An 18,940-nucleotide genomic window follows, 5' to 3' on the forward strand; every position below is an offset into this window, starting at 1 on the left:
TAAAATTTATTTTTTAGCACTGCCATTGTAGTGGAGCATGACAGAGACTCAAGGCAATAATTTAGCGCGATTCAATGATAAATGTTACAAGAAATTAAAAATTAACCATGTAATACACTTCCAAAGCACAAATGCGTTATACAATATAAGATTGAATTCGCTTCTGTTAACTTTCTTTGCTGGCTGGATGACCCTTTATGTCTGAAACAATTACGCTCTATGTCGATGGCGCTTGTCGTGGAAATGGTAAGGATGGCGCACTCGGAGGTTGGGGAGCCTATATCGTTACAGCAACTGAAGAACGCAAAATTTTTGGTGGAGAAACACAGACCACCAACAACCGCATGGAATTGACCGCGGCAATTGAAGGCGTACTCGCTTGTCCAAAATCAGCCAAGTTAATTATCTGGACTGACTCCAACTATGTTAAACAAGGCATAACTGAATGGATTCATGGTTGGAAAAAGAAAAACTGGAAAGATGTCAAAAATCCAGATTTATGGCAAAAACTCGATAGCGTTTGCCAAGGTCGAGACATCGAATGGAACTGGATTAAAGGTCATGCAGGTCACCCTGGCAATGAAATGGCGGATCAACTGGCAAATTTAGGCGCTGACCAAGCAGCTAAAACACAAGTCGTAGTGACCGCAAGTCCAACGGAAGATAAAAAAAAAGCTGAGTCCGACTGGTTATTTGACGACCCTTTCGGACTAGATTTCGCAGTTGAAGAAACCGAATTGGCTGAACCTGAAATCATTGAAGAAATCACGGAGACCATAATTCATGTGGAAGCTCCTCTAGTGGCTCAGACTTCTACAACAGCGACAACGACCAGTTCTCATCCACATATTGTAATTACCCCTGCAACTGTCGAAGCCTTTGGTCCACGTCAATTAATTCTAGATACAGAAACCACAGGTTTTTACTTTCAGGACAGCGATCGCATTATTGAAGTTGGCGCAATTGAGATGATCAATCGCAAACTCACGGGCAGTTCCATTCATATTTATATCAATCCTGAGAAGGAAGTCGGGGACTCCGTCAATGTCCACGGCATTACCGATGATTTTTTAAAAGATAAGCCCAAATATGCAGAAATTGCAGATGTCTTATTTGACTACTTAAAAGGCGCCGAGATTATTGCGCATAACGCGACCTTCGATATGAACTTCTTAAATATGGAGTTTAAGCGTACAGGTCATGGGGCACTTTCCGAAGTCTGTGAAGTCACAGATACTTTAGCGATGGCAAAAAGCAAACATCCTGGGCAAAAGAACTCTTTGGATGCTTTGGTGCGGCGCTACGAAATCGCACAACGTGATCGTACTTTCCATGGCGCATTGCTCGATGCTGAAATTTTAGCAGACGTCTATTTGGCAATGACGGGCGGACAAGTGTCATTTGATATCGATGCGCTATCACAAAGTGAACAACAGCAAGGTACAAGTGGGCGACGCCAAATTGACCAAACAGGCTTAGCCGTTATTCTACCCTCTGCCGAAGAATTGGCCGCACATGAGACTTGGGTCAAACAAATTGAGGAAAAACAGGGAAAATCTTGCTTTTTTTCAAAATAATTTCTAGAGATTCTGTTATTTTTTGTATTTAAACTTTGGGGACATCAGTTATAGTTGAATACAAGAAATAACGCTCTAACTCAGCCACACATAAACAGATAATACATTAGGAAAGGTGCAGATAAATGTCTTACCAAACCTCTATTCATTTTGATCCTACAGCCTTACTGATAATAAAAAATGAGGTTGATAACTCGATCAAGTTAGTTGAATCTGCGGTCAGCACCTTAGCAGAGGATCATACTCTACCATTTGGTATTGATGATGCGCTGAATCAATTTGAACAATGTGCACAGGTTTTGGTCTTAATTGATATGCCAAACTTGGGACAAATTGCTCAATACGCTGCAGAACTCATGCGTAAAATCATGGCACATCCTGAAAATATCAACACGCAAGATGTGGTCGCACTCAGTGAAGGCACCACTATGCTAAAACGCTACATTGAGTTTATCTGCTTGCGTGAAGTTAAAATTCCTCAATTTCTACTCGATACTTTAAACCGCTTAGAATTGGCTTTAGGTAAACCGCTCACTCATGAAGGTCAACATCTTGAATCACTGTTGAACCATATAGAACCTACATTCCAGTTGGCTCAAGTTCCGACACTCGAAAAGTCAGCATATGTACACCGCTTATATAAACTTGCATTGAACAAATTGCTCCAGCAACAAGAAACCGAACTTGATTTGCAAGCAATTCGAATTGTGGGCACTTATTTAGCAGGTTTAGCCAACCAGTTAGCAAGTCAACAATATTGGGGACTGGTTCATGTAGCATTTAATCAAATTGATAATCTGCTGTTCACAGATGCACGTTTACGCAGTTTGATTGATATTGAACGTAATATGGCAGCATTACTCCAAGCACCAGAAAACTTCAATGCCAACCTGAAAGATTTATCGAATATTCTCAGTTTATGTATTAGCCAAGAAGATGAGACATCTCAAAGCATCCGTGAGCAGTTGAATATTGGAGAAGATGCCTTAACCGATACGCAACTCCAAGTGTTTAGTCGTCATCTTTATGGTCCAGATTTCAATACCATGCACAACATTAGCGAACTTGTGACTGCTGAACTAGCGCAAATCCGCAATGAGATTGAATATAACTACCAAACAATGTCGTCTGAGAAAACACAAGAATTACAGACGAAAATTAAAGAATTGGCCAATATCTTCAAAGTCTTGAATTTAAATGAAGCATATCAGGACTTATCGCGTCAGGCCGAAGCATTGAATCAAAGCGATGTATTAAAAGACGAAAACTTTGCGCAGCAATTAATGAAAGGCATTTTATCTGCCACGAATTCAATTGGGGTATTAGAACGTCACCATACTTCAAATCGCTTACAACATCGTGTGAACAACTTGAATGTTTCTCTAGATCGCCTAGATGAAGCTCATGATGCTTTACTCAATGAAACTAAAATATTGGTTGATCACGCTGCTGCTGCATTAATTCAGTATCTTCAAGATCAATTCTTGGGTGCATTAGGCAACCTGTCTACACAGCTTAGTGAAATTAGCGGTGCTTTACTCTTCCTTAATGCCAGTGAAGGTCAGCAAGCATTAAAAAATGCTGCGCAATTTGTGCAACAAAAAATTGAAGCATCAAGCAGTATTTCTGAACAAGAAATCAACTACATTTTAGATACTCTCGCGAGTGCAGAAATGATGATTGATAATTTAAAGAATAAACAGCCTGTATTACATTCGATGTTTGATGTAGCATTAAGCAGCAGTCAGAAACTTAATGCCGAAGTAGTTGCCTAATGTCTGAATTATCACTTGCCTATATTTTTCATCAACAACAACTTCTGGTTGATGAACATCTGCAACTGCCAAAAGTTGAACGCTTGGCAAGTGATCTACACTTACATACGGGCAATACTGTTATTGCCCGTGATTTGCAAGCCAATGAAAACATTCCAACTGGACTGCAATTGGTGCCGATTCGTCAACTGTTGACCCAATGGACCACTAAAGAGTTTGAACAAGCCAGTCGTGCCATGCAGCTATTAGAATGGCGTCGCAACCATAAATTCTGTAGCCATTGTGGACATGAAACTCAGGTTCATGCGAATGAATATGCGATGGTCTGCCCTGCGTGCCATTATCATCAATATCCACGGGTACAACCTTGTGTTATTACTGTAATCACACGAGGAAAAGATGAAATTCTTTTAGCTAAAAATGCCAAGAATACAAACAATATGTATGGTTTGATTGCGGGTTTTGTTGAAGTCGGTGAAACCTTAGAGGATGCGGTACGACGCGAAACAGAAGAAGAAGTTGGCTTAAAACTCAAAAATATTCAATATTTAGCGAGCCAGCCTTGGCCCTTCCCAAGTAATTTAATGATTGCCTTCCGTGCTGAATATGCTGCGGGTGATATTCAATTACAAGAAGAAGAAATCAGCGATGCACAATTTTTCAAATTTGACCAACTCCCTCAGATTCCCTTCAAAGGAAGTATCGCACACGCCATGATTATGCATGTGACTCAAGGTCACCCTGTTGCCGATGACACACATCTATGGCTTTAAGGCTTCCTCGATAGAAATCAAAATTTGTTCTTTAGTTTCAAAATAACGACTGAATAAACTTGATACTGATCCCATCACCGTAATATGTCCTGTGCGTGGAATTACAATCATTTTGCTGTGATTGCCTTTTTCTTTCAGTACTCGGTCAAAATCTTCCGTATTGTTGTGTCCCACAATCTGGTCATTTTCAGCCATGAGCAAATAATGCTTAATGCTATTCGATGCCACAAAGTAATAAGGCATAACTTGCTGAAAAGGGACGCTTTGATCGAACGCCTCGGCACATAACGGATCTCCCTTATAATCAAAATGATATGGGCCTGCCACCCCGATGATGGCACGAATTTGTGCGCGACATTGCAATTCATACTGCTGCGGATGGTAAACCGCAGACATCACATTAAATGCACCTGCAGAATGTCCCATAAGTACAACATCGTCGGTACGAATAGCCAATTTTTGCTGATGCAGACTCAAAAAGTTGAGTGCAAGGGTTAAATCGTCTACATAGCTCGGGAAAATGTACTGTGGCGCAAGATGATAGTTGATTACTGCAACGTCATAACCTTCACGGGCAAAAGCTTCACCCACAAAGCGATATGAACTTTTATCGCCATGTGTCCAAGCACCACCATGCACAAAAATAATTAAAGGTTGATTTAACTGTGGTTTATGCGTTTTGAATAAATCGAGACGATGCCGTGCCTTTAAACCATACGCAATATTTTCATGCAGTGTATATCCCTCACGCGGTGTGAGTTGATTTAATGCATAACTACCAACATCGTAGATGCGAAAGTCTCGAATAAAGTCTTTCGCATTACCCATGGTGTCATTTAACTGTTTAATCCAATATTCGGATTTATTGAACATTCGTCGGTTCTACCTGATCTGGGTCAATAGCTACAGGCGTTTGAACTTCAGGCTGCGCATTGCTTGCGACTGGGCTTACAAAACTAGAATTTATCGATTTCTGTCCTTGATCGACATTATCAACCAATGTCACAATTTTGGTTACATTACCCACTTGCTGTAACACGTTGTTCAAATCATTGATTTCAGCATTATTCAAACGCCCCATCACGTACAACACACCATCTTCTGTATGTACACGAACTTTACTGTCGGCAACCACAGGGGCTTTCATAATCAAGCCACGGGTATTTGCTGTGGCGGACGCGTCCTGCATGATGGTGTTATATCCAATTTTATCACCCACGGTAATAAAATTATGCACATTTTTTACATCACTCATCGCACGGACATTGTCTTCAGCCAATTGTTTTAAATGCTGATCTGGGACTTGTCCTGTCAAAAGCACATTGCCATAAAAACTTTCAATATTGACACGCGACTGTTTAAAACGAGAGTCTAATTTGTATAAATTAATATTCGCTGTACGTTCAATTGAGGAATCAATAAATACCTGACCCAATGAGCGTACCCCACTTTCAGTTCCAACTGGTGCAGTCCCTGTACCACCTGAAATAAAACTCGCACAGCCTGATAAACTTAGACCTGCGACACAAAGCACTGTCATTGCAATACGATTCAACACTCAGCAAGACTCCTCACTTATTTCATTCATTTTTCTATAGCATTGATGCTTCCTGTTACTTCAAAGATTAATGAACTCTGAATCAAAAGTAAAAGCATTTTCTATCCATTGCTGATCATAAGTGAAACTTGAAAAGTCATACTGTACTGTTTTTGCAAATTGTTGATAAAAATCAAAACAAATTACATCAAATCGACAATAGAACTGCTGAAATTCAGGATATTCATTCAGAAAACATAACGCTGTTTTGATGAGTTTGCGCTGTTTTGAAAGTGATACCACTTCATTGGCATGTGCATAACGGGTCAACGCTCGTGCCTTCACTTCAACTAAAAGTAATTCTTCACCTTGTTGCACAACCAAATCTAGCTCGCCATATCGGCTATGATAGTTTCTTTGCACGAGTTGAAAGCCTTGTTGCTGCAAAAGAATTAAAGCTTGCTGTTCTGCCCAATCCCCCAAAGCTTGTGATGTTGTTTTAAGATTCAATTTTTCTTCCACTTAGTAAAACCCACTTATTTCTTGTTGTAATGCAATGAATATCAAAATTTTTGCTCTTTTTTATTTTAGTTGAAGCTCAGATGCAATCTCAAATGTATATCATCAATTCAAGCAATTAGAACATTACCATCTGCCTTTTATCAAAATATGCCAAGTTTCAAATACTATTCATTTACATCACAGCATTGAATATAAGATCTTCACAGAATCTAATTCGCGTCTGAGCAATGGATTCAGGTAGAATGTAAGTATTCTAACGCGTTTGCGGATTCAAACTCCCATATCACTTACATCGCGTCATTCTTTTTAAATTCTATTTTGGTATGGAGACTTCACATGAGTGCTCAGTTATTTGTTGTAGCAACCCCTATCGGGCACTTAGATGATATGACTTTTCGCGCCATTGAGACCCTAAAATCAGTGAGCATTATTGCAGCCGAAGATACGCGCACATCGGCACAATTACTCAAGCATTTTAATATTTCAACACCACTGACCGCCTGCCACGACCATAATGAAAGCAACAAAATTGATGTGTTAGTGCAACGCCTATTAAAAGGCGAAAATATGGCGTTAATTAGTGATGCAGGCACCCCTTTAATTAGTGATCCTGGATTCAAACTGGTTCGTGCTGCTCAGGAACACGGCATTCGTGTAATTCCAGTGCCTGGCGCTTGCGCCGCGATTGCTGCCTTAAGTACGGTAGGTTTACCGAGTGACCGTTTTAGTTTCGAAGGCTTTTTATCCTCAAAAGCTTCACAACGTTTATTACAACTCGAAAAGTTGAAAGACGAAACACAAACCCTAATTTTTTACGAGGCCCCTCATCGAATTTTGGAATGCGTGAAAAATATGGCTGATGTGTTTGGTGCAGACCGTCCCGTCGGCTTTGCTCGTGAAATTACCAAAACTTTTGAAACCATTCGCAAAATGACTTTGGGTGAATTGGTCAAGTTTATTGAGTCGGACCATAATCAGCAAAAAGGTGAAATTGTGCTGGTGGTCGGTGGTGCAACACAAGAAAAAGACATGGAACAAGAGAAATTAGACCAGCTTCTCACCCGTCTTTTACAGGATTTATCAGTCAAAGCTGCATCGCAACTGGCTGCGGATTTGACTGGGATTAAGAAAAAAGTGGCGTATCAACGTGCTTTAGAGCTAACTGCAAAATAAAACCAAAGCTTTGATATTTTACCTAATAAAAAACCACTCTCAAGAGTGGTTTTTAGTTCTGCTAGATTAGTCGTGTGCAGATTCGTCTGGTGGAACTTCGGTGATACGTCCACCACGTGCCAAAAATGCAGCCACTTCATCTTCCAAAGCCTGACGTTGCTTTTGCTTTGCAGTCACGGTTAATGTTTCTGCCTCAGCAAGATCACCATCAGAAGCACCTTCAGCTTCGTCAGATGCACCTTTTTCAGCAGCCTTCGCTTCATCCTCATCCACTGCTGAGTCTTCTACGTCGTCATAATCATTCATATCCGTCATCTTTCTCTCCCCACAATGACTTCTATTTACTTCATTTCGAATTGCTTTCGAATTACGATGAAATTTATCAATCTAAATCGCTTTCGCATAGTACTTAATACAAAAAAATCGTATTTTTTTTAATCAAATTCGTAATCAGATTTAACTAGATGTCTAAAAATTATCTGTTTAAAACGAATTTGCATAACGGGTATTTTTTAGAGCCTGCAAACCGTTGGCTTGCATCATAAAAGCATCTTTCAATACAGGTTGTTGCTCAACTTGTTTTAAACCAAAGTTACGCGCCCAAATAATCGGAAAGAATTCCGTAGTTTCTAACCAACCAATGGCCGACATACTATGCATCATGGCATCGTTCTGGCCTTTACGGCGATGCTCATAACGTTGCAAAGTTTGCTCATGTGCCCAGACTCCACGCGATAAATCGTGCAATAATGCATCACACAGTACAGCCGCATCTAAACAGCCAATATTCACCCCTTGACCTGCTAACGGATGGATCACATGTGCTGCATCGCCGATTAAAGCTAACCCCGAAGTCACATATTGCTGTGCAGCTCGGGCTTTCAGCGGGAACATCGCCCGTGGTGTTGCTTCTAAAACTTCACCCAACATGTGCTGACTTTCTCGTGTCAGCAGTTGTAAAAAAGCTTGATCATCTAGTGCAGTATATTCCTCGGCATAATCATCGGGCAACGTCCAAACAATCGACTGCCAATAACCATCCTGCTCTGATTTTAGGCTTGCCATCGGTAAAAATGCTAACGGACCCGTTTCCAAGAAAATTTGTCGTGCCATATGTTGATGTGGCTGCGCAGTACGAATGGCACAGGTCACGCCTGCTTGATGATAATCCAAGACATCCAGATCAATAAATGCCTGCTCACGTACAAATGAGTTGGCACCGTCAGCACCGATCACCAGTTTGGTGGTGAGTTGTGTGCCATCCGCTAGATGAATATGCCAAACACCAACGCCACGCTCTACACGCGTAACTTTAACTTGTGTTCGATAGTCTTTGACTTCGCTTAGCATACGTTTTTGAATGGCTAAATTCAAAATACTCGGCTCGACCATTGAACCCAATGCTTGCTCTATGGAAGGCGTTTTTTCTGCGGCATCACCAAAATGAATGTCACCATAGCCATTTTTATTCCAGACCTGCATACCACTATAGGGCATTTGACGCGCCAATAACTCCCAGACCTTTACTGTTTTGAGTAAATGAATCGTCGCTTGGCTCAGTGCCAAGACACGTGGATTAACAACCGCTAAAACTTTGCCCTCATCCAAAATTGGTGCAGCATCTAAAACCGTAGCTTGCACGCCACCTTGAGCCAACAACAAGGCGGTCAATCCACCGACTAAACCACCACCAACAATCACGACATCAAAAACTTGGCTCATGCTTTTAGTCCCATTGCGTAGGTAGCCACCAATGGTTTAATACCCGGAATTAAATCGAAAGCAATCAGTCCTGTATTACGTAATAATTTCAGCATCGGATTTTGATTGCTAAAACCTCGTACTACACTGTCACAGAACTTAATTACACGTTGCTGATCTTTTAAACGGGCTTGTTCATATTCAAGTAAAATACTTGGTTCACCGAGGTCAGCACCCGCACTCTGTTGTGCTTCTAAATAGCGCAGCAATACATAAGCATCACGCATACACAGGTTAAAACCCTGTCCTGCAACAGGGTGAATGGTATGTGCCGCATTTCCCATCAGCACTACACGCCCTACTGCCTGCTTTTCTGCTAAAACTTGTGACAATGGATAACTAAAACGCTTGCCTGTTTTCTGGAATTTTCCTGCACGGTCACCATAGGTTTGCTGCAAAGCACCCAAGAAATGTTGGTCATTTTCTTCACCTAACCATTCTTGTTCTGTACCCTTTTTCACTGGCCAAACCACTGAACGACGGTATTCACCCGGTAAAGGCAACAATGCCAATGGCCCAAGAGGACTAAAACGCTCAAAGCCAATATGTTGATGCGGTTTCGAAGTTTGTACGGTGGTGACAATCGCCACTTGATCATAATCATGCTCAGATACACCAATACCCAAAGCTTGACGACAGAACGAATCTCGACCATCTGCCGCAATCACCAACTTGGCTTGTAGTTGCAACTGTTCTTCACCACGTCGCGCTTCAATATAAGCATGCTCTGCATCTTGGGTAAGTGAGGTGACCTGCACACCATCAATCAATTCAATCAATGGCTGTTGGCGAACTTGAGTTAGTAACACACGCCCTAACCACGCATTTTCAATGACTTGTCCAAAGCTTTCGACTTTTTCTTGCTCTGCAATTAAACGCGCCTTACCAAAGCTGCCTTCTTCAGTAATATGTACTTGTAAAATTGGTGTTGCATGTTGTTGCAAGGCATTCCATAAACCCAGTTCTTGGTAAATTTGCACGCTACGGCGTGACAAAGCGCTGTTTCGTGCATCGAAACTAGAATGATAAGGTGCAAGATTGATATCATCATAATTTGGGTATTTGATGGCTTCGAGCAGTTTGACTGCAATATTTGCTTTCGCCAACATGAGTGCCAGACTCAGCCCGACCATTCCACCACCGACAATGACGACTTCTTGCTGCATGCTTGTATCCTTTTATGGCGTATTCGAAGGAGAAAACCTCAAAATACCTATAAGTTTTAATGGATTTTATATTACATCAAAGCGTTTTATTTTTATAATGAAATGGACTTTTTTACGTACGATCAAGGTAAAGGGGCCTACCATGATTTTGAGAATGAATGTTGTGTCTGCTCTTTAAAAATATATTTAGGACACTGTTTAGACCAACTTATCAAACTTATGGAACTTTGACCGAGTTGTAATCGTGGAACATGAATAATCATGAAAAAGACCAATCGGCGAGGATTAGGTCTGCAAGACAAAGTATAAGATTTTGAATTATAAAAGCTAATTATAAAAATTTCGTATGACGTGTACTATGTTAATTTTAGAAAAGCTTAAACATTCTTAATGTGACAGAACATTTTAGGAAATAGTAATATTGCGATATTTTAAAATAGATTTATTGATCATTTTTATTCAGGTTATTCTACTTTTTCTCTCTATCCTTTTTACAAGGAATCATCCTGTCATTTCACATGATAATAGTATGATGGGAATAGTCTTTTTTCCGCAAATCTTGGTTATGGCTTTTATATCAATTCTACCTTTTATTTTAACTTCAAAAATGCCTAAACAAAAAGGTTTATTTATAAAAAAATTTTTACTTTCAATATTTTATATATTTATGAGTGCAATTATTAGCATTAATATTTGGAATACTGAACTATTTTATTCCACACCAATATTTTTTTTACTCAGTTTAATCATTTATATATTGAGTTTTTACTTTTCAAATAAATACGGTTCAATATAGGAACTGGGGGAGACATTAAGTATCAGGTGTAAAAATGGTACTATAGCTAGATAATTTCTTTAGGCTACAACACATATAAATTTAAATAATTTAACCCGAATCCTGTTGGGCTTTTTATTCGAATTGAGATCAGCTATAACAATGAAAATACTGTAAATAGAAAAATTCATGATTAAGTTAAATTTTGCGGAAAGCATCTTATTTGTTTCCCTAATTTTTTGGCCAGCAACATTATTTATTTTAGCTATCTTAATTGCTATTAGTTATGCATATAAAAAACATCCTTTTGGTCAATATTCACTGTATTTTTTCATCGTTGTTTTGATCATTTTTTCAGGAACAGCTTTATACATGATTCTGCAATTTTGAATAATTTTCAATCAATTTATTAACAGAAGATACCAAACATGCTTAAAAAGCAGCCAAATTATTTCTAGTTTGGCTTTTTCTGTTTTTTAAGTTATTAGAAAATTTCTAATGCATTGATTTAAAATAATTTTATAAAAACAAATTTGGATAACGACCATTATGTTAAATGGTGGAGCCAATATATGTTTCTATTTCTGTTAGAGCATTTTCTGGAGTAAGTTTAGCTGTATCTATTATTAATCTTTTATCTGTTCTCAATTGATAATCATGTACTTGAACAGACCGCCAATCTGGTAGTTTAAAATTTTCTATATCAGATGACCTCGTTTCAATACGTCTCTTATGCTCGGCCTTGTCACTACAAACAACTTCAATTTCAATAATCTTAACATTAGCTTTCTGAGCTATTTCTTTCCATTTAAGCCTGCTTTCTATGACAGGATTAACGTTGTCAGCTACAACTGTATTTCCAAGTTTTAGATTAGATAATGCTATAGAAAATGCAATTGCATAACCAATAGCTCCAATTTTTTCAGAAGAGTTATTACATTGTTGAATCGCAAATTCTATTTCGTCAATTCGGATATAAGTAAACCCTTTCTTTTTTATTAAAGCCTGACATAAAGTTGTTTTTCCTGTGCCTGGTAACCCACTAAATACTATGAGCATTAATTTCTCCTAAAATTAACATAATGGTGATTATACGAAGTAAATTCATATATTCAATTAAATATCAACAACTTAAAGCATAAATACCATTAAAAATTCACAAAATACTAACTTTGAAACCAGTCATCGTTTATGCCTAATTTTTATATTCTTGCGCAAAGCTAATACGAAAACACACCTATTTTTAATGTGTCTTAAACCTCAAACATGAATTTTACTCACTTTAGGTTGAGACTAAATCATTTTTATTCATGTTGTGATTGCGGTATAAATTACACCATTCAAGAAATTTAGATTTAATCTCAAAAATTAGGATGACCATCACCATGAGTAAAGAGTTTGCATGTTCAATCAAACGCATTCGTTTTGATGAAAACTATCAACCAGCAGATAGCACACGCCTAACGACTAACTTTGCTAACCTAGCGCGTGGTGAAAGCCGTGAGCAAAATCTACGTAATACGCTTCGAATGATTAACAATCGTTTTAATGCTTTAGCGCAAACAGATAACTCAAATGGTGATCGTTATTCGCTTGAAATTGATATTATTTCTGCGGATTTAGATATTGAAGGCAATGGTCAAACCTTCCCAATCATTGAAATGCTGAAAAGCACTATTATCGATCATCATACCAATCAGCGTATTGAAGGCATGATTGGCAATAGCTTCTCTTCTTATGTACGTGACTACGATTTTAGTGTGGTACTTAAAGAACATAATAAAGAGAACTCAACCTCTTATGCACCTGAAGGTTTTGGTGATTTACATGGCAAGCTTTATCAATATTTAGTGAATTCTGATACCTTTAAAGCTGAGTTTAATCAACAACCTGTGATTTGTTTGAGTGTTTCAACCGCACGTAAATATTACCGTACGACCAATGAACATCCGATTTTGGGTGTTGAGTATAAACAAGATCAGTACTCACGTACCGATGAGTATTTCCACAAAATGGGCTTACAGGTTCGCTTCTTTATGCCGAAAGGAAGCGTGGCACCTTTAGCATTCTATTTTGCGGGTGATTTACTGCGTGATTACACCGATTTTGAACTGATCAGCGCGATTAGCACCATGGAAACGTTCCAAAAAATTTATCGTCCTGAAATTTACAATGCAAATTCATCAGCAGCTCAAGTTTATCAGGCAAGTTTAGAGTACCCCGATTATTCATTGACGCGCATTGTCTATGACCGAGTTGAACGTGGTCAGCTCGCAGTCAAACAAGGCAAATGGACTGAAGAAAACTTTATTAAGCCTTACCGAGATATTCTTGAGCAATGGGCTGCAAATTACAACGTAGAGCGTAACGCTGCTTAATTTACCTGAAATAGAACATAGAGATAGAAGATTTAAAATGGCAATTTTATTACCAACATCAACGGCTGGCAGCTTACCAAAACCTTCTTGGCTTGCAGAACCTGAAAAACTTTGGTCACCTTGGAAACTTGAAGGTGAGCAACTGATTGAAGCCAAACAAGATGCTTTACGTCTGTCATTGCAAGAACAGCAACATGCTGGCATTGATATTGTCAGTGATGGCGAACAAACCCGCCAACATTTTGTGACCACGTTCATTGAACATCTAGATGGCGTGGATTTTGAGAAGCGCGAAACAGTTCGTATCCGTAACCGTTATGATGCCAGTGTGCCATCAGTGGTGGGTGCAGTTTCTCGTCAAAAGCCAGTGTTTGTGGAAGATGCTAAATTTTTACGCAGCCAAACCACCCAACCAATTAAATGGGCACTGCCTGGCCCAATGACCATGATTGATACGCTGTATGATGGTCACTACAAAAGCCGTGAAAAACTGGCTTGGGAATTTGCCAAAATCTTGAACCAAGAAGCCTTAGAACTCGAAGCTGCTGGTGTTGATATCATCCAGTTCGATGAACCTGCATTTAATGTGTTCTTTGATGAAGTAAATGATTGGGGTGTGGCAACTTTAGAGCGTGCTCTTGAAGGTTTAAAGTGTGAAACTGCAGTCCATATTTGCTATGGTTACGGCATTAAAGCCAATACCGACTGGAAAAAGACTTTAGGTTCAGAATGGCGCCAATACGAAGAAGCATTCCCTAAACTTCAGAAATCTAAAATTGATATCGTTTCACTTGAATGTCAAAACTCACGTGTACCAATGGATCTGATTGAACTGATTCGTGGTAAAAAAGTCATGGTGGGTGCGATTGATGTTGCAACCAATACCATTGAAACACCAGAAGAAGTTGCCAATACTTTACGTAAAGCACTTCAATTTGTTGATGCAGATAAACTTTACCCATCAACGAACTGTGGTATGGCGCCTTTGGCACGTGAAGTGGCACGCGGTAAACTCAATGCTTTAAGTGCAGGTGCTGAAATCATTCGTAAAGAACTTTCGACTTCATACGCATCTATCGCATGATGTGAAAGAGCTACGCATTAGATAAAATGGGTAGCTCTTATCTCAGTAAAAAGCATGCGTCAGCGCTCCCCCAGAATACCTTCTAATCCAGTTGTTATATGACCGAATTGCGTGATATAGCCCAATTTAAACCAAATGTACGGTTCAATTTAGGAATAAAGTGATGATTGAAGCAACAGACTTTAGAAATGCTATGTCTTCGTTAACCAGCGCAGTAAGTGTTGTGACCACGGCAGGTATGTCTGATCGTCATGGTTTCACTGCATCTGCCGTATGTAGCGTTACCGATACTCCCCCAACTTTATTGGTCTGTATGAATAAAGCTTCTCGATCACATGAGCATTTTATCGAAAATAAGATTTTAACGGTAAATGTTTTAGGTGCACAGCATGAGCATATTTCTAACGTATTTTCATCTAAACTCAGTTCAGAAGAACGTTTTAAGCATGGTGTTTGGAAAGAGTTGGAAACAGGCGCACCAGTATTGGAAGATGCTTTGGTCAATTTTGATTGTGAAATTGACCAAATTCAGGAAGTCGGTACACATACCATTTTTATCTGCCGTATTGTTGCAATTCAACAAAGCCAGCAAGATCAGAGTCTAGTTTATTTTAATCGTGCTTATCATCAAGTTGGGCAGACAGAAATCGCTTAAATAATAGTTTCTCGATAGAGTATATTTTGAAGAAAACCAATGCCAAAAATAAAAAAAGCCAATCATAAGATTGGCTTTCATATTATTGATGCTTAAGCCATTAATGCTTCAATCTCTTCAATCGATTTCACCACATCTTTGGTTAAAACCAGTGGACCATTAGCAGTTACAACAACATCATCTTCAATACGAATACCAATGCCGCGCCATTTCGCATCCACGGTTTCATCATCTGGTGCAATATAAAGACCTGGTTCAATCGTTACGACCATGCCTTCTTCATAAGGACGCCATTCGCCAGCTTGTTTGTATGCGCCTACATCATGCACATCCATCCCCAACCAGTGACCTGTTCCATGCATATAAAACTGACGGTAAGCCTCAGTTTCAATAATTTTCTCGATATCTCCCTGCATGATGCCGAGTGACAATAAACCTTCTACCAAAATACGCACTGCAACATTATGTGGTTCTTTATATGAGTTGCCAATTTTGACTGCATCAATCGCTGCAAGCTGCGCGTTTAATACAATTTCATATAATGCTTTTTGTTCAGCACTAAACTTGCCGTTTACAGGGAAAGTACGGGTAATGTCTGATGCATATAACTCGTATTCGCAAGCTGCATCAATCAGAACCAAATCACCATCTTTTAATTCTTGATTATTTTCAACATAGTGCAAAATACAGGCATTGGCACCCCCGCCTACAATACTGTTATAGGCAGGTACGCAACCTTGTTGCCCAAATACATAATTCAGCTCCGCTTCCAATGCATATTCCATCATACCCACATGCACAGTTTGCATAGCACGGGTCTGGGCTTTTGCACTAATGTTCGATGCGATTTGCATCAATTCAATTTCTTGTGGTGTTTTAAATAAACGGATTTCATCTAAAATACGATCCAGTTGAATCACTTGTGCTGGAGATTCATTACCACGACGTTGTTGCGCATCTGCTTGCTGAATCCATTTGCTGACACGAACATCAAACTCAGAACTGTGTCCAATCCGATAAAATAGTTTTTGTTTATTGACTAATTTTTCAATGATTTCTTCATCAAGTAGATCAATCGCATAAGCTTCATCGGCTTCATAATCATCAATCGCGCCATCAATTCCTGCACGGTAACCATTCCAGATTTCCATCTCACGATTACGTTCACGGCAGAACAAACTATAGGTATAACCTTCATCTAAAGATTCATACGTTTCAATCACAGCAACCGCTTCTGGTTCTGCAAAACCCGTCAAATAGAAAAAACTGCTGTCCGCTCGAAATTTATAGTCTGCATCCCGATTACGGATGGCCACTGGGCTGGTGGCAATAATCGCAATGCTGTGTGGTCCCAATTCCTCTGCGAGGCGGTCACGACGTTCCTTAAAATCTACTTGAGTCAGTTTTTTCATTGAATGTTCTTCGGTCTTGTTGAATAAAGAATAGGGTTGCTGTGTTTGTGATCTTAAAGCAAAAAATCGACCAAAATTAACTTGGTCGATGTGGTGTAAACATTTCTACAACATTGTTTTCAGCGCTAGTTTTATGCTTCTGCATTTTCGCATGAAAGTTTTGTAATAATGAACTTTCATCTACCGCTACTTTGGTGCGCCCTAAAGCCAAGCTCACAGGAATCAAGCGTACAAATTCATACAACTCTTGATAACTGTCCTCACCTTCTTCGTCATTGTCAGATTCTTCAAACTCAACTGCAGCGACATCCTGTAAATGCTCAATTAATTCCATTTCATCAGCACGAATATGACCTGAGGCTAAACCAAAGCCCAATACTACACCTGCACACCAATCAGCCAGTGCTTGCACGCGATCGGCTAACACATGTTCATCATCTGGCAACAAAGGTAAGTAGTCTAGTTCATCTTCCGATAATGCATGTGACACATCTTCCGCTTCATCTGTAAGCACAGTTAAAGCCATATCACTTAATTCTGGCACATTAAGGGTCGATAAAATTTGTTGCCACTCTTCACGTGTCGGCGATTGAGTCACACAAACGATACCTGTCAGTAACCCATGTAACTCACTTGGGCTTGAAATCTCATCAATTTGTGAAAAATGTTGGTGCCATTCTGACCAACCTGAAATATCGTCTTGCATTCGTTTATCCAATCTCTATACTTCTTATATATTACCTTTGTTTGCAACACTGTGCGACTACGTTATGTTAGAAGAATTACAGCGTCTACAGGCGCATATTGGCGTTTTAAAAACCCGACTCGCGCATTATGAAACCGAAAATAATGCACTAACCGAAGCCAGCGCAACTGCCGCTGAGCAACACCATGCCCAAGTTGTGCATAAAAACGGCATTATTACCAAAAAACAAGAAGAAATTGATAACCTTACGGAACAACTGACTGAGGTCCAGACTCAATTTAAACAACTGAATACTGATGCAACGGCATTGGCCGATCGTTATAGCCGTTTAGAGAAAAGCTGTACCGATTTAAAGAATCGTTTTCAGGACATTCTAAGTGAACGTAATGAATTACGTGTCATTAAAGAAAAAATGCAGAATGAGCAACGTCACGCACAACAAGAAATTCAAGGTTTGCAGCAGGAACGTGATAGATTGTTACAAAAAAATGAGTTGGCGCGCACCAAAGTTGAAACCATCATTCAACGCTTATCGATTTTAGGTACTGAACAAGACCAAAATGCGCAAGAAATTCAACAATTGGCTCATCCCACCGAAGTAAATGAGGAAATGCAATCATGAGTGAACAAATTCCTGTTGAACTGCGTGTATTGGGACATAGCTTTCGTTTAGCCACCACGGAAGAGAAAAAACCTGAGTTGGAACGTGCTGCACAATTGCTGAATGACAAATATGATGAATTTCGACGTCAAGCTCCTCGTGTTGAACCCAGCAAACTGATCATTATGGTTGCACTTGAGCTCATGCAAGAAGTGCTCGCAATGAATAAGTCCCTACAGGAATATGCTCATTGTGAACGTTTACTCAGCACTATCCTTGAAGATGTTAAAACACTTACCTAGTTTCACGTTTATTTGCATAATCTCTCGACAAACAGCACTTAACTTTACAGTTCTTTGCCTATGATGATTTGCCAGTATTGGTTTATCCGTTATACTAGGCTTAACTCTGAGATGTTCGCCAGCGGGTCTATTCCCCTGCCGATACTTAAACTTATGGATTGCGTTCTGTATATTTAGAGTGTATGCCCACCTTCGAGTGGGAAACCCAGCAAGTATACGTCGCGTCCACCTTGAACTCATCGGGTTCAGGGTAACGACACATGCAGCGGCATCATCGGAGTACTTTCTTTTATATATAAGAATAATAGCTTATCCCCCCTCTCCGTTAAAATCACTTTTAGTCGATGTATCGACTATATATAGCGTTCAAAAATAGTATCCTCTGTTGCTTATGCCTATTTGAATTTGCTTTTGACCATGCATAGCTGAGTCACATTAAAAATTAAAATTTTCCCCAATCATTTAATTTGAAGCCAAAATTAAGATATAGAATCAGCCTACTTCTATAAATGTGTTTAGCGTAGCTACCGAACGCTCACTTCTTTCACTAACTTTGAAAATACTAGGCACCGAGTTAGCAAGCAAATAATTTAATGAGCAATTTCTTAGCTTTCATCGATTAAGCGCATAATAGCCAATCAATTTGCCAAGTCCTTCCATCTATGCATTTTACTATTGAGTACTCAATAAGCCCTTATAGATAGATTTTCTGCATAAAACCAACATGAATATGAAGCATTTAA

General features: G+C 39.3%; 18 protein-coding genes and 1 other RNA gene. 10 read left to right on the plus strand and 9 right to left on the minus strand.

The window, feature by feature from the left end:
* The first annotated feature begins 197 nt into the window (after positions 1 to 197).
* From dnaQ to nudC, 3 genes are all read left to right on the plus strand, one after another.
* Complete coding sequence (gene dnaQ, locus I593_RS07655) at positions 198 to 1,577, plus strand: DNA polymerase III subunit epsilon (RefSeq protein WP_016166995.1); 1,380 nt, start codon at positions 198 to 200, stop codon at positions 1,575 to 1,577.
* 125 nt (positions 1,578 to 1,702) lie between these two features.
* Positions 1,703 to 3,352 (plus strand): hypothetical protein, encoded by a 1,650-nt coding sequence (locus I593_RS07660; RefSeq protein ID WP_016166996.1) that lies wholly within the window; start codon positions 1,703 to 1,705, stop codon positions 3,350 to 3,352.
* Positions 3,352 to 4,125, plus strand: a complete 774-nt coding sequence (gene nudC / locus I593_RS07665; RefSeq protein WP_016166997.1) for an NAD(+) diphosphatase — start codon at positions 3,352 to 3,354, stop codon at positions 4,123 to 4,125. Before I593_RS07660 ends, nudC begins: the two co-directional genes overlap by 1 nt.
* Here the strand turns inward: nudC and I593_RS07670 are convergent.
* From I593_RS07670 to I593_RS07680, 3 genes are read right to left on the minus strand one after another with little or no spacing between them, the layout of a single operon-like run.
* Entirely contained in the window at positions 4,114 to 4,998 is an 885-nt protein-coding gene (locus I593_RS07670) for an alpha/beta hydrolase (protein ID WP_016166998.1), read from the minus strand. The two genes, nudC and I593_RS07670, sit on opposite strands and share 12 nt — an antisense overlap.
* On the minus strand, positions 4,988 to 5,683 hold the full coding sequence (locus tag I593_RS07675) for a BON domain-containing protein (RefSeq protein WP_016166999.1): 696 nt from the start codon (positions 5,681 to 5,683) through the stop codon (positions 4,988 to 4,990). The genes I593_RS07670 and I593_RS07675 overlap by 11 nt, the downstream gene beginning before the upstream one ends.
* Positions 5,684 to 5,743: 60 nt before the next feature.
* On the minus strand, positions 5,744 to 6,172 hold the full coding sequence (locus I593_RS07680) for a YraN family protein (RefSeq protein ID WP_016167000.1): 429 nt from the start codon (positions 6,170 to 6,172) through the stop codon (positions 5,744 to 5,746).
* 348 nt (positions 6,173 to 6,520) lie between these two features.
* Between I593_RS07680 and rsmI the strand changes: the two genes are divergently transcribed.
* Positions 6,521 to 7,357 (plus strand): 16S rRNA (cytidine(1402)-2'-O)-methyltransferase, encoded by an 837-nt coding sequence (rsmI, locus tag I593_RS07685; protein WP_016167001.1) that lies wholly within the window; start codon positions 6,521 to 6,523, stop codon positions 7,355 to 7,357.
* A gap of 66 nt (positions 7,358 to 7,423) precedes the next feature.
* Here rsmI and I593_RS07690 read toward each other — a convergent pair whose 3' ends face one another.
* The 4 genes from I593_RS07690 to I593_RS07715 form a co-directional block, all read right to left on the minus strand.
* Complete coding sequence (locus tag I593_RS07690) at positions 7,424 to 7,672, minus strand: hypothetical protein (RefSeq protein ID WP_016167002.1); 249 nt, start codon at positions 7,670 to 7,672, stop codon at positions 7,424 to 7,426.
* A 168-nt stretch (positions 7,673 to 7,840) separates the two neighbouring features.
* Positions 7,841 to 9,079 (minus strand): FAD-dependent monooxygenase, encoded by a 1,239-nt coding sequence (locus tag I593_RS07695; protein ID WP_016167003.1) that lies wholly within the window; start codon positions 9,077 to 9,079, stop codon positions 7,841 to 7,843.
* The gene (gene ubiH, locus I593_RS07700) at positions 9,076 to 10,284 is read right to left on the minus strand and encodes a 2-octaprenyl-6-methoxyphenyl hydroxylase (protein WP_016167004.1); all 1,209 of its coding nucleotides are present in this window, start codon (positions 10,282 to 10,284) and stop codon (positions 9,076 to 9,078) included. The genes I593_RS07695 and ubiH overlap by 4 nt, the downstream gene beginning before the upstream one ends.
* A gap of 1,327 nt (positions 10,285 to 11,611) precedes the next feature.
* Complete coding sequence (locus tag I593_RS07715; protein WP_016167006.1) at positions 11,612 to 12,118, minus strand: P-loop nucleotide/nucleoside kinase family protein; 507 nt, start codon at positions 12,116 to 12,118, stop codon at positions 11,612 to 11,614.
* Between the two features lie 326 nt (positions 12,119 to 12,444).
* Here I593_RS07715 and I593_RS07720 point away from each other — a divergent pair, with 326 nt between their 5' ends.
* The 3 genes from I593_RS07720 to I593_RS07730 all read left to right on the plus strand — a co-directional run bounded on the left by I593_RS07720 (position 12,445) and on the right by I593_RS07730 (position 15,176).
* Complete coding sequence (locus tag I593_RS07720; RefSeq protein ID WP_016167007.1) at positions 12,445 to 13,437, plus strand: DUF1852 domain-containing protein; 993 nt, start codon at positions 12,445 to 12,447, stop codon at positions 13,435 to 13,437.
* Positions 13,438 to 13,474: 37 nt separating this feature from the next.
* Positions 13,475 to 14,521: a methionine synthase gene (locus I593_RS07725; protein WP_016167008.1), complete on the plus strand. Its 1,047-nt coding sequence runs from the start codon at positions 13,475 to 13,477 to the stop codon at positions 14,519 to 14,521.
* A gap of 163 nt (positions 14,522 to 14,684) precedes the next feature.
* Entirely contained in the window at positions 14,685 to 15,176 is a 492-nt protein-coding gene (locus I593_RS07730; RefSeq protein ID WP_016167009.1) for a flavin reductase, read from the plus strand.
* Positions 15,177 to 15,268: 92 nt separating this feature from the next.
* On the opposite strand, the gene pepP is transcribed toward I593_RS07730, so the two are convergent.
* Both pepP and I593_RS07740 read right to left on the minus strand, forming a co-directional pair.
* Positions 15,269 to 16,588 carry a Xaa-Pro aminopeptidase gene (gene pepP / locus I593_RS07735; RefSeq protein ID WP_016167010.1) on the minus strand — a complete coding sequence of 440 codons (1,320 nt, stop codon included), beginning with the start codon at positions 16,586 to 16,588 and terminating at the stop codon, positions 15,269 to 15,271.
* A 76-nt stretch (positions 16,589 to 16,664) separates the two neighbouring features.
* Entirely contained in the window at positions 16,665 to 17,294 is a 630-nt protein-coding gene (locus tag I593_RS07740; RefSeq protein WP_016167011.1) for a UPF0149 family protein, read from the minus strand.
* 64 nt (positions 17,295 to 17,358) lie between these two features.
* On the opposite strand from I593_RS07740, the gene I593_RS07745 reads away from it, so the two are divergent.
* From I593_RS07745 to ssrS, 3 genes are all read left to right on the plus strand, one after another.
* Complete coding sequence (locus tag I593_RS07745; protein WP_016167012.1) at positions 17,359 to 17,916, plus strand: hypothetical protein; 558 nt, start codon at positions 17,359 to 17,361, stop codon at positions 17,914 to 17,916.
* Positions 17,913 to 18,197, plus strand: coding sequence for a cell division protein ZapA (locus tag I593_RS07750; protein ID WP_016167013.1), 285 nt, complete (start codon positions 17,913 to 17,915; stop codon positions 18,195 to 18,197). The genes I593_RS07745 and I593_RS07750 overlap by 4 nt, the downstream gene beginning before the upstream one ends.
* A 100-nt stretch (positions 18,198 to 18,297) precedes the next feature.
* Positions 18,298 to 18,482: non-coding RNA, 6S RNA (gene ssrS / locus I593_RS20000), on the plus strand.
* The last annotated feature ends 458 nt before the right edge of the window (positions 18,483 to 18,940 follow it).

The organism is Acinetobacter tandoii DSM 14970 = CIP 107469 (assembly GCF_000400735.1).
GTDB classification, from domain to species: domain Bacteria; phylum Pseudomonadota; class Gammaproteobacteria; order Pseudomonadales; family Moraxellaceae; genus Acinetobacter; species Acinetobacter tandoii.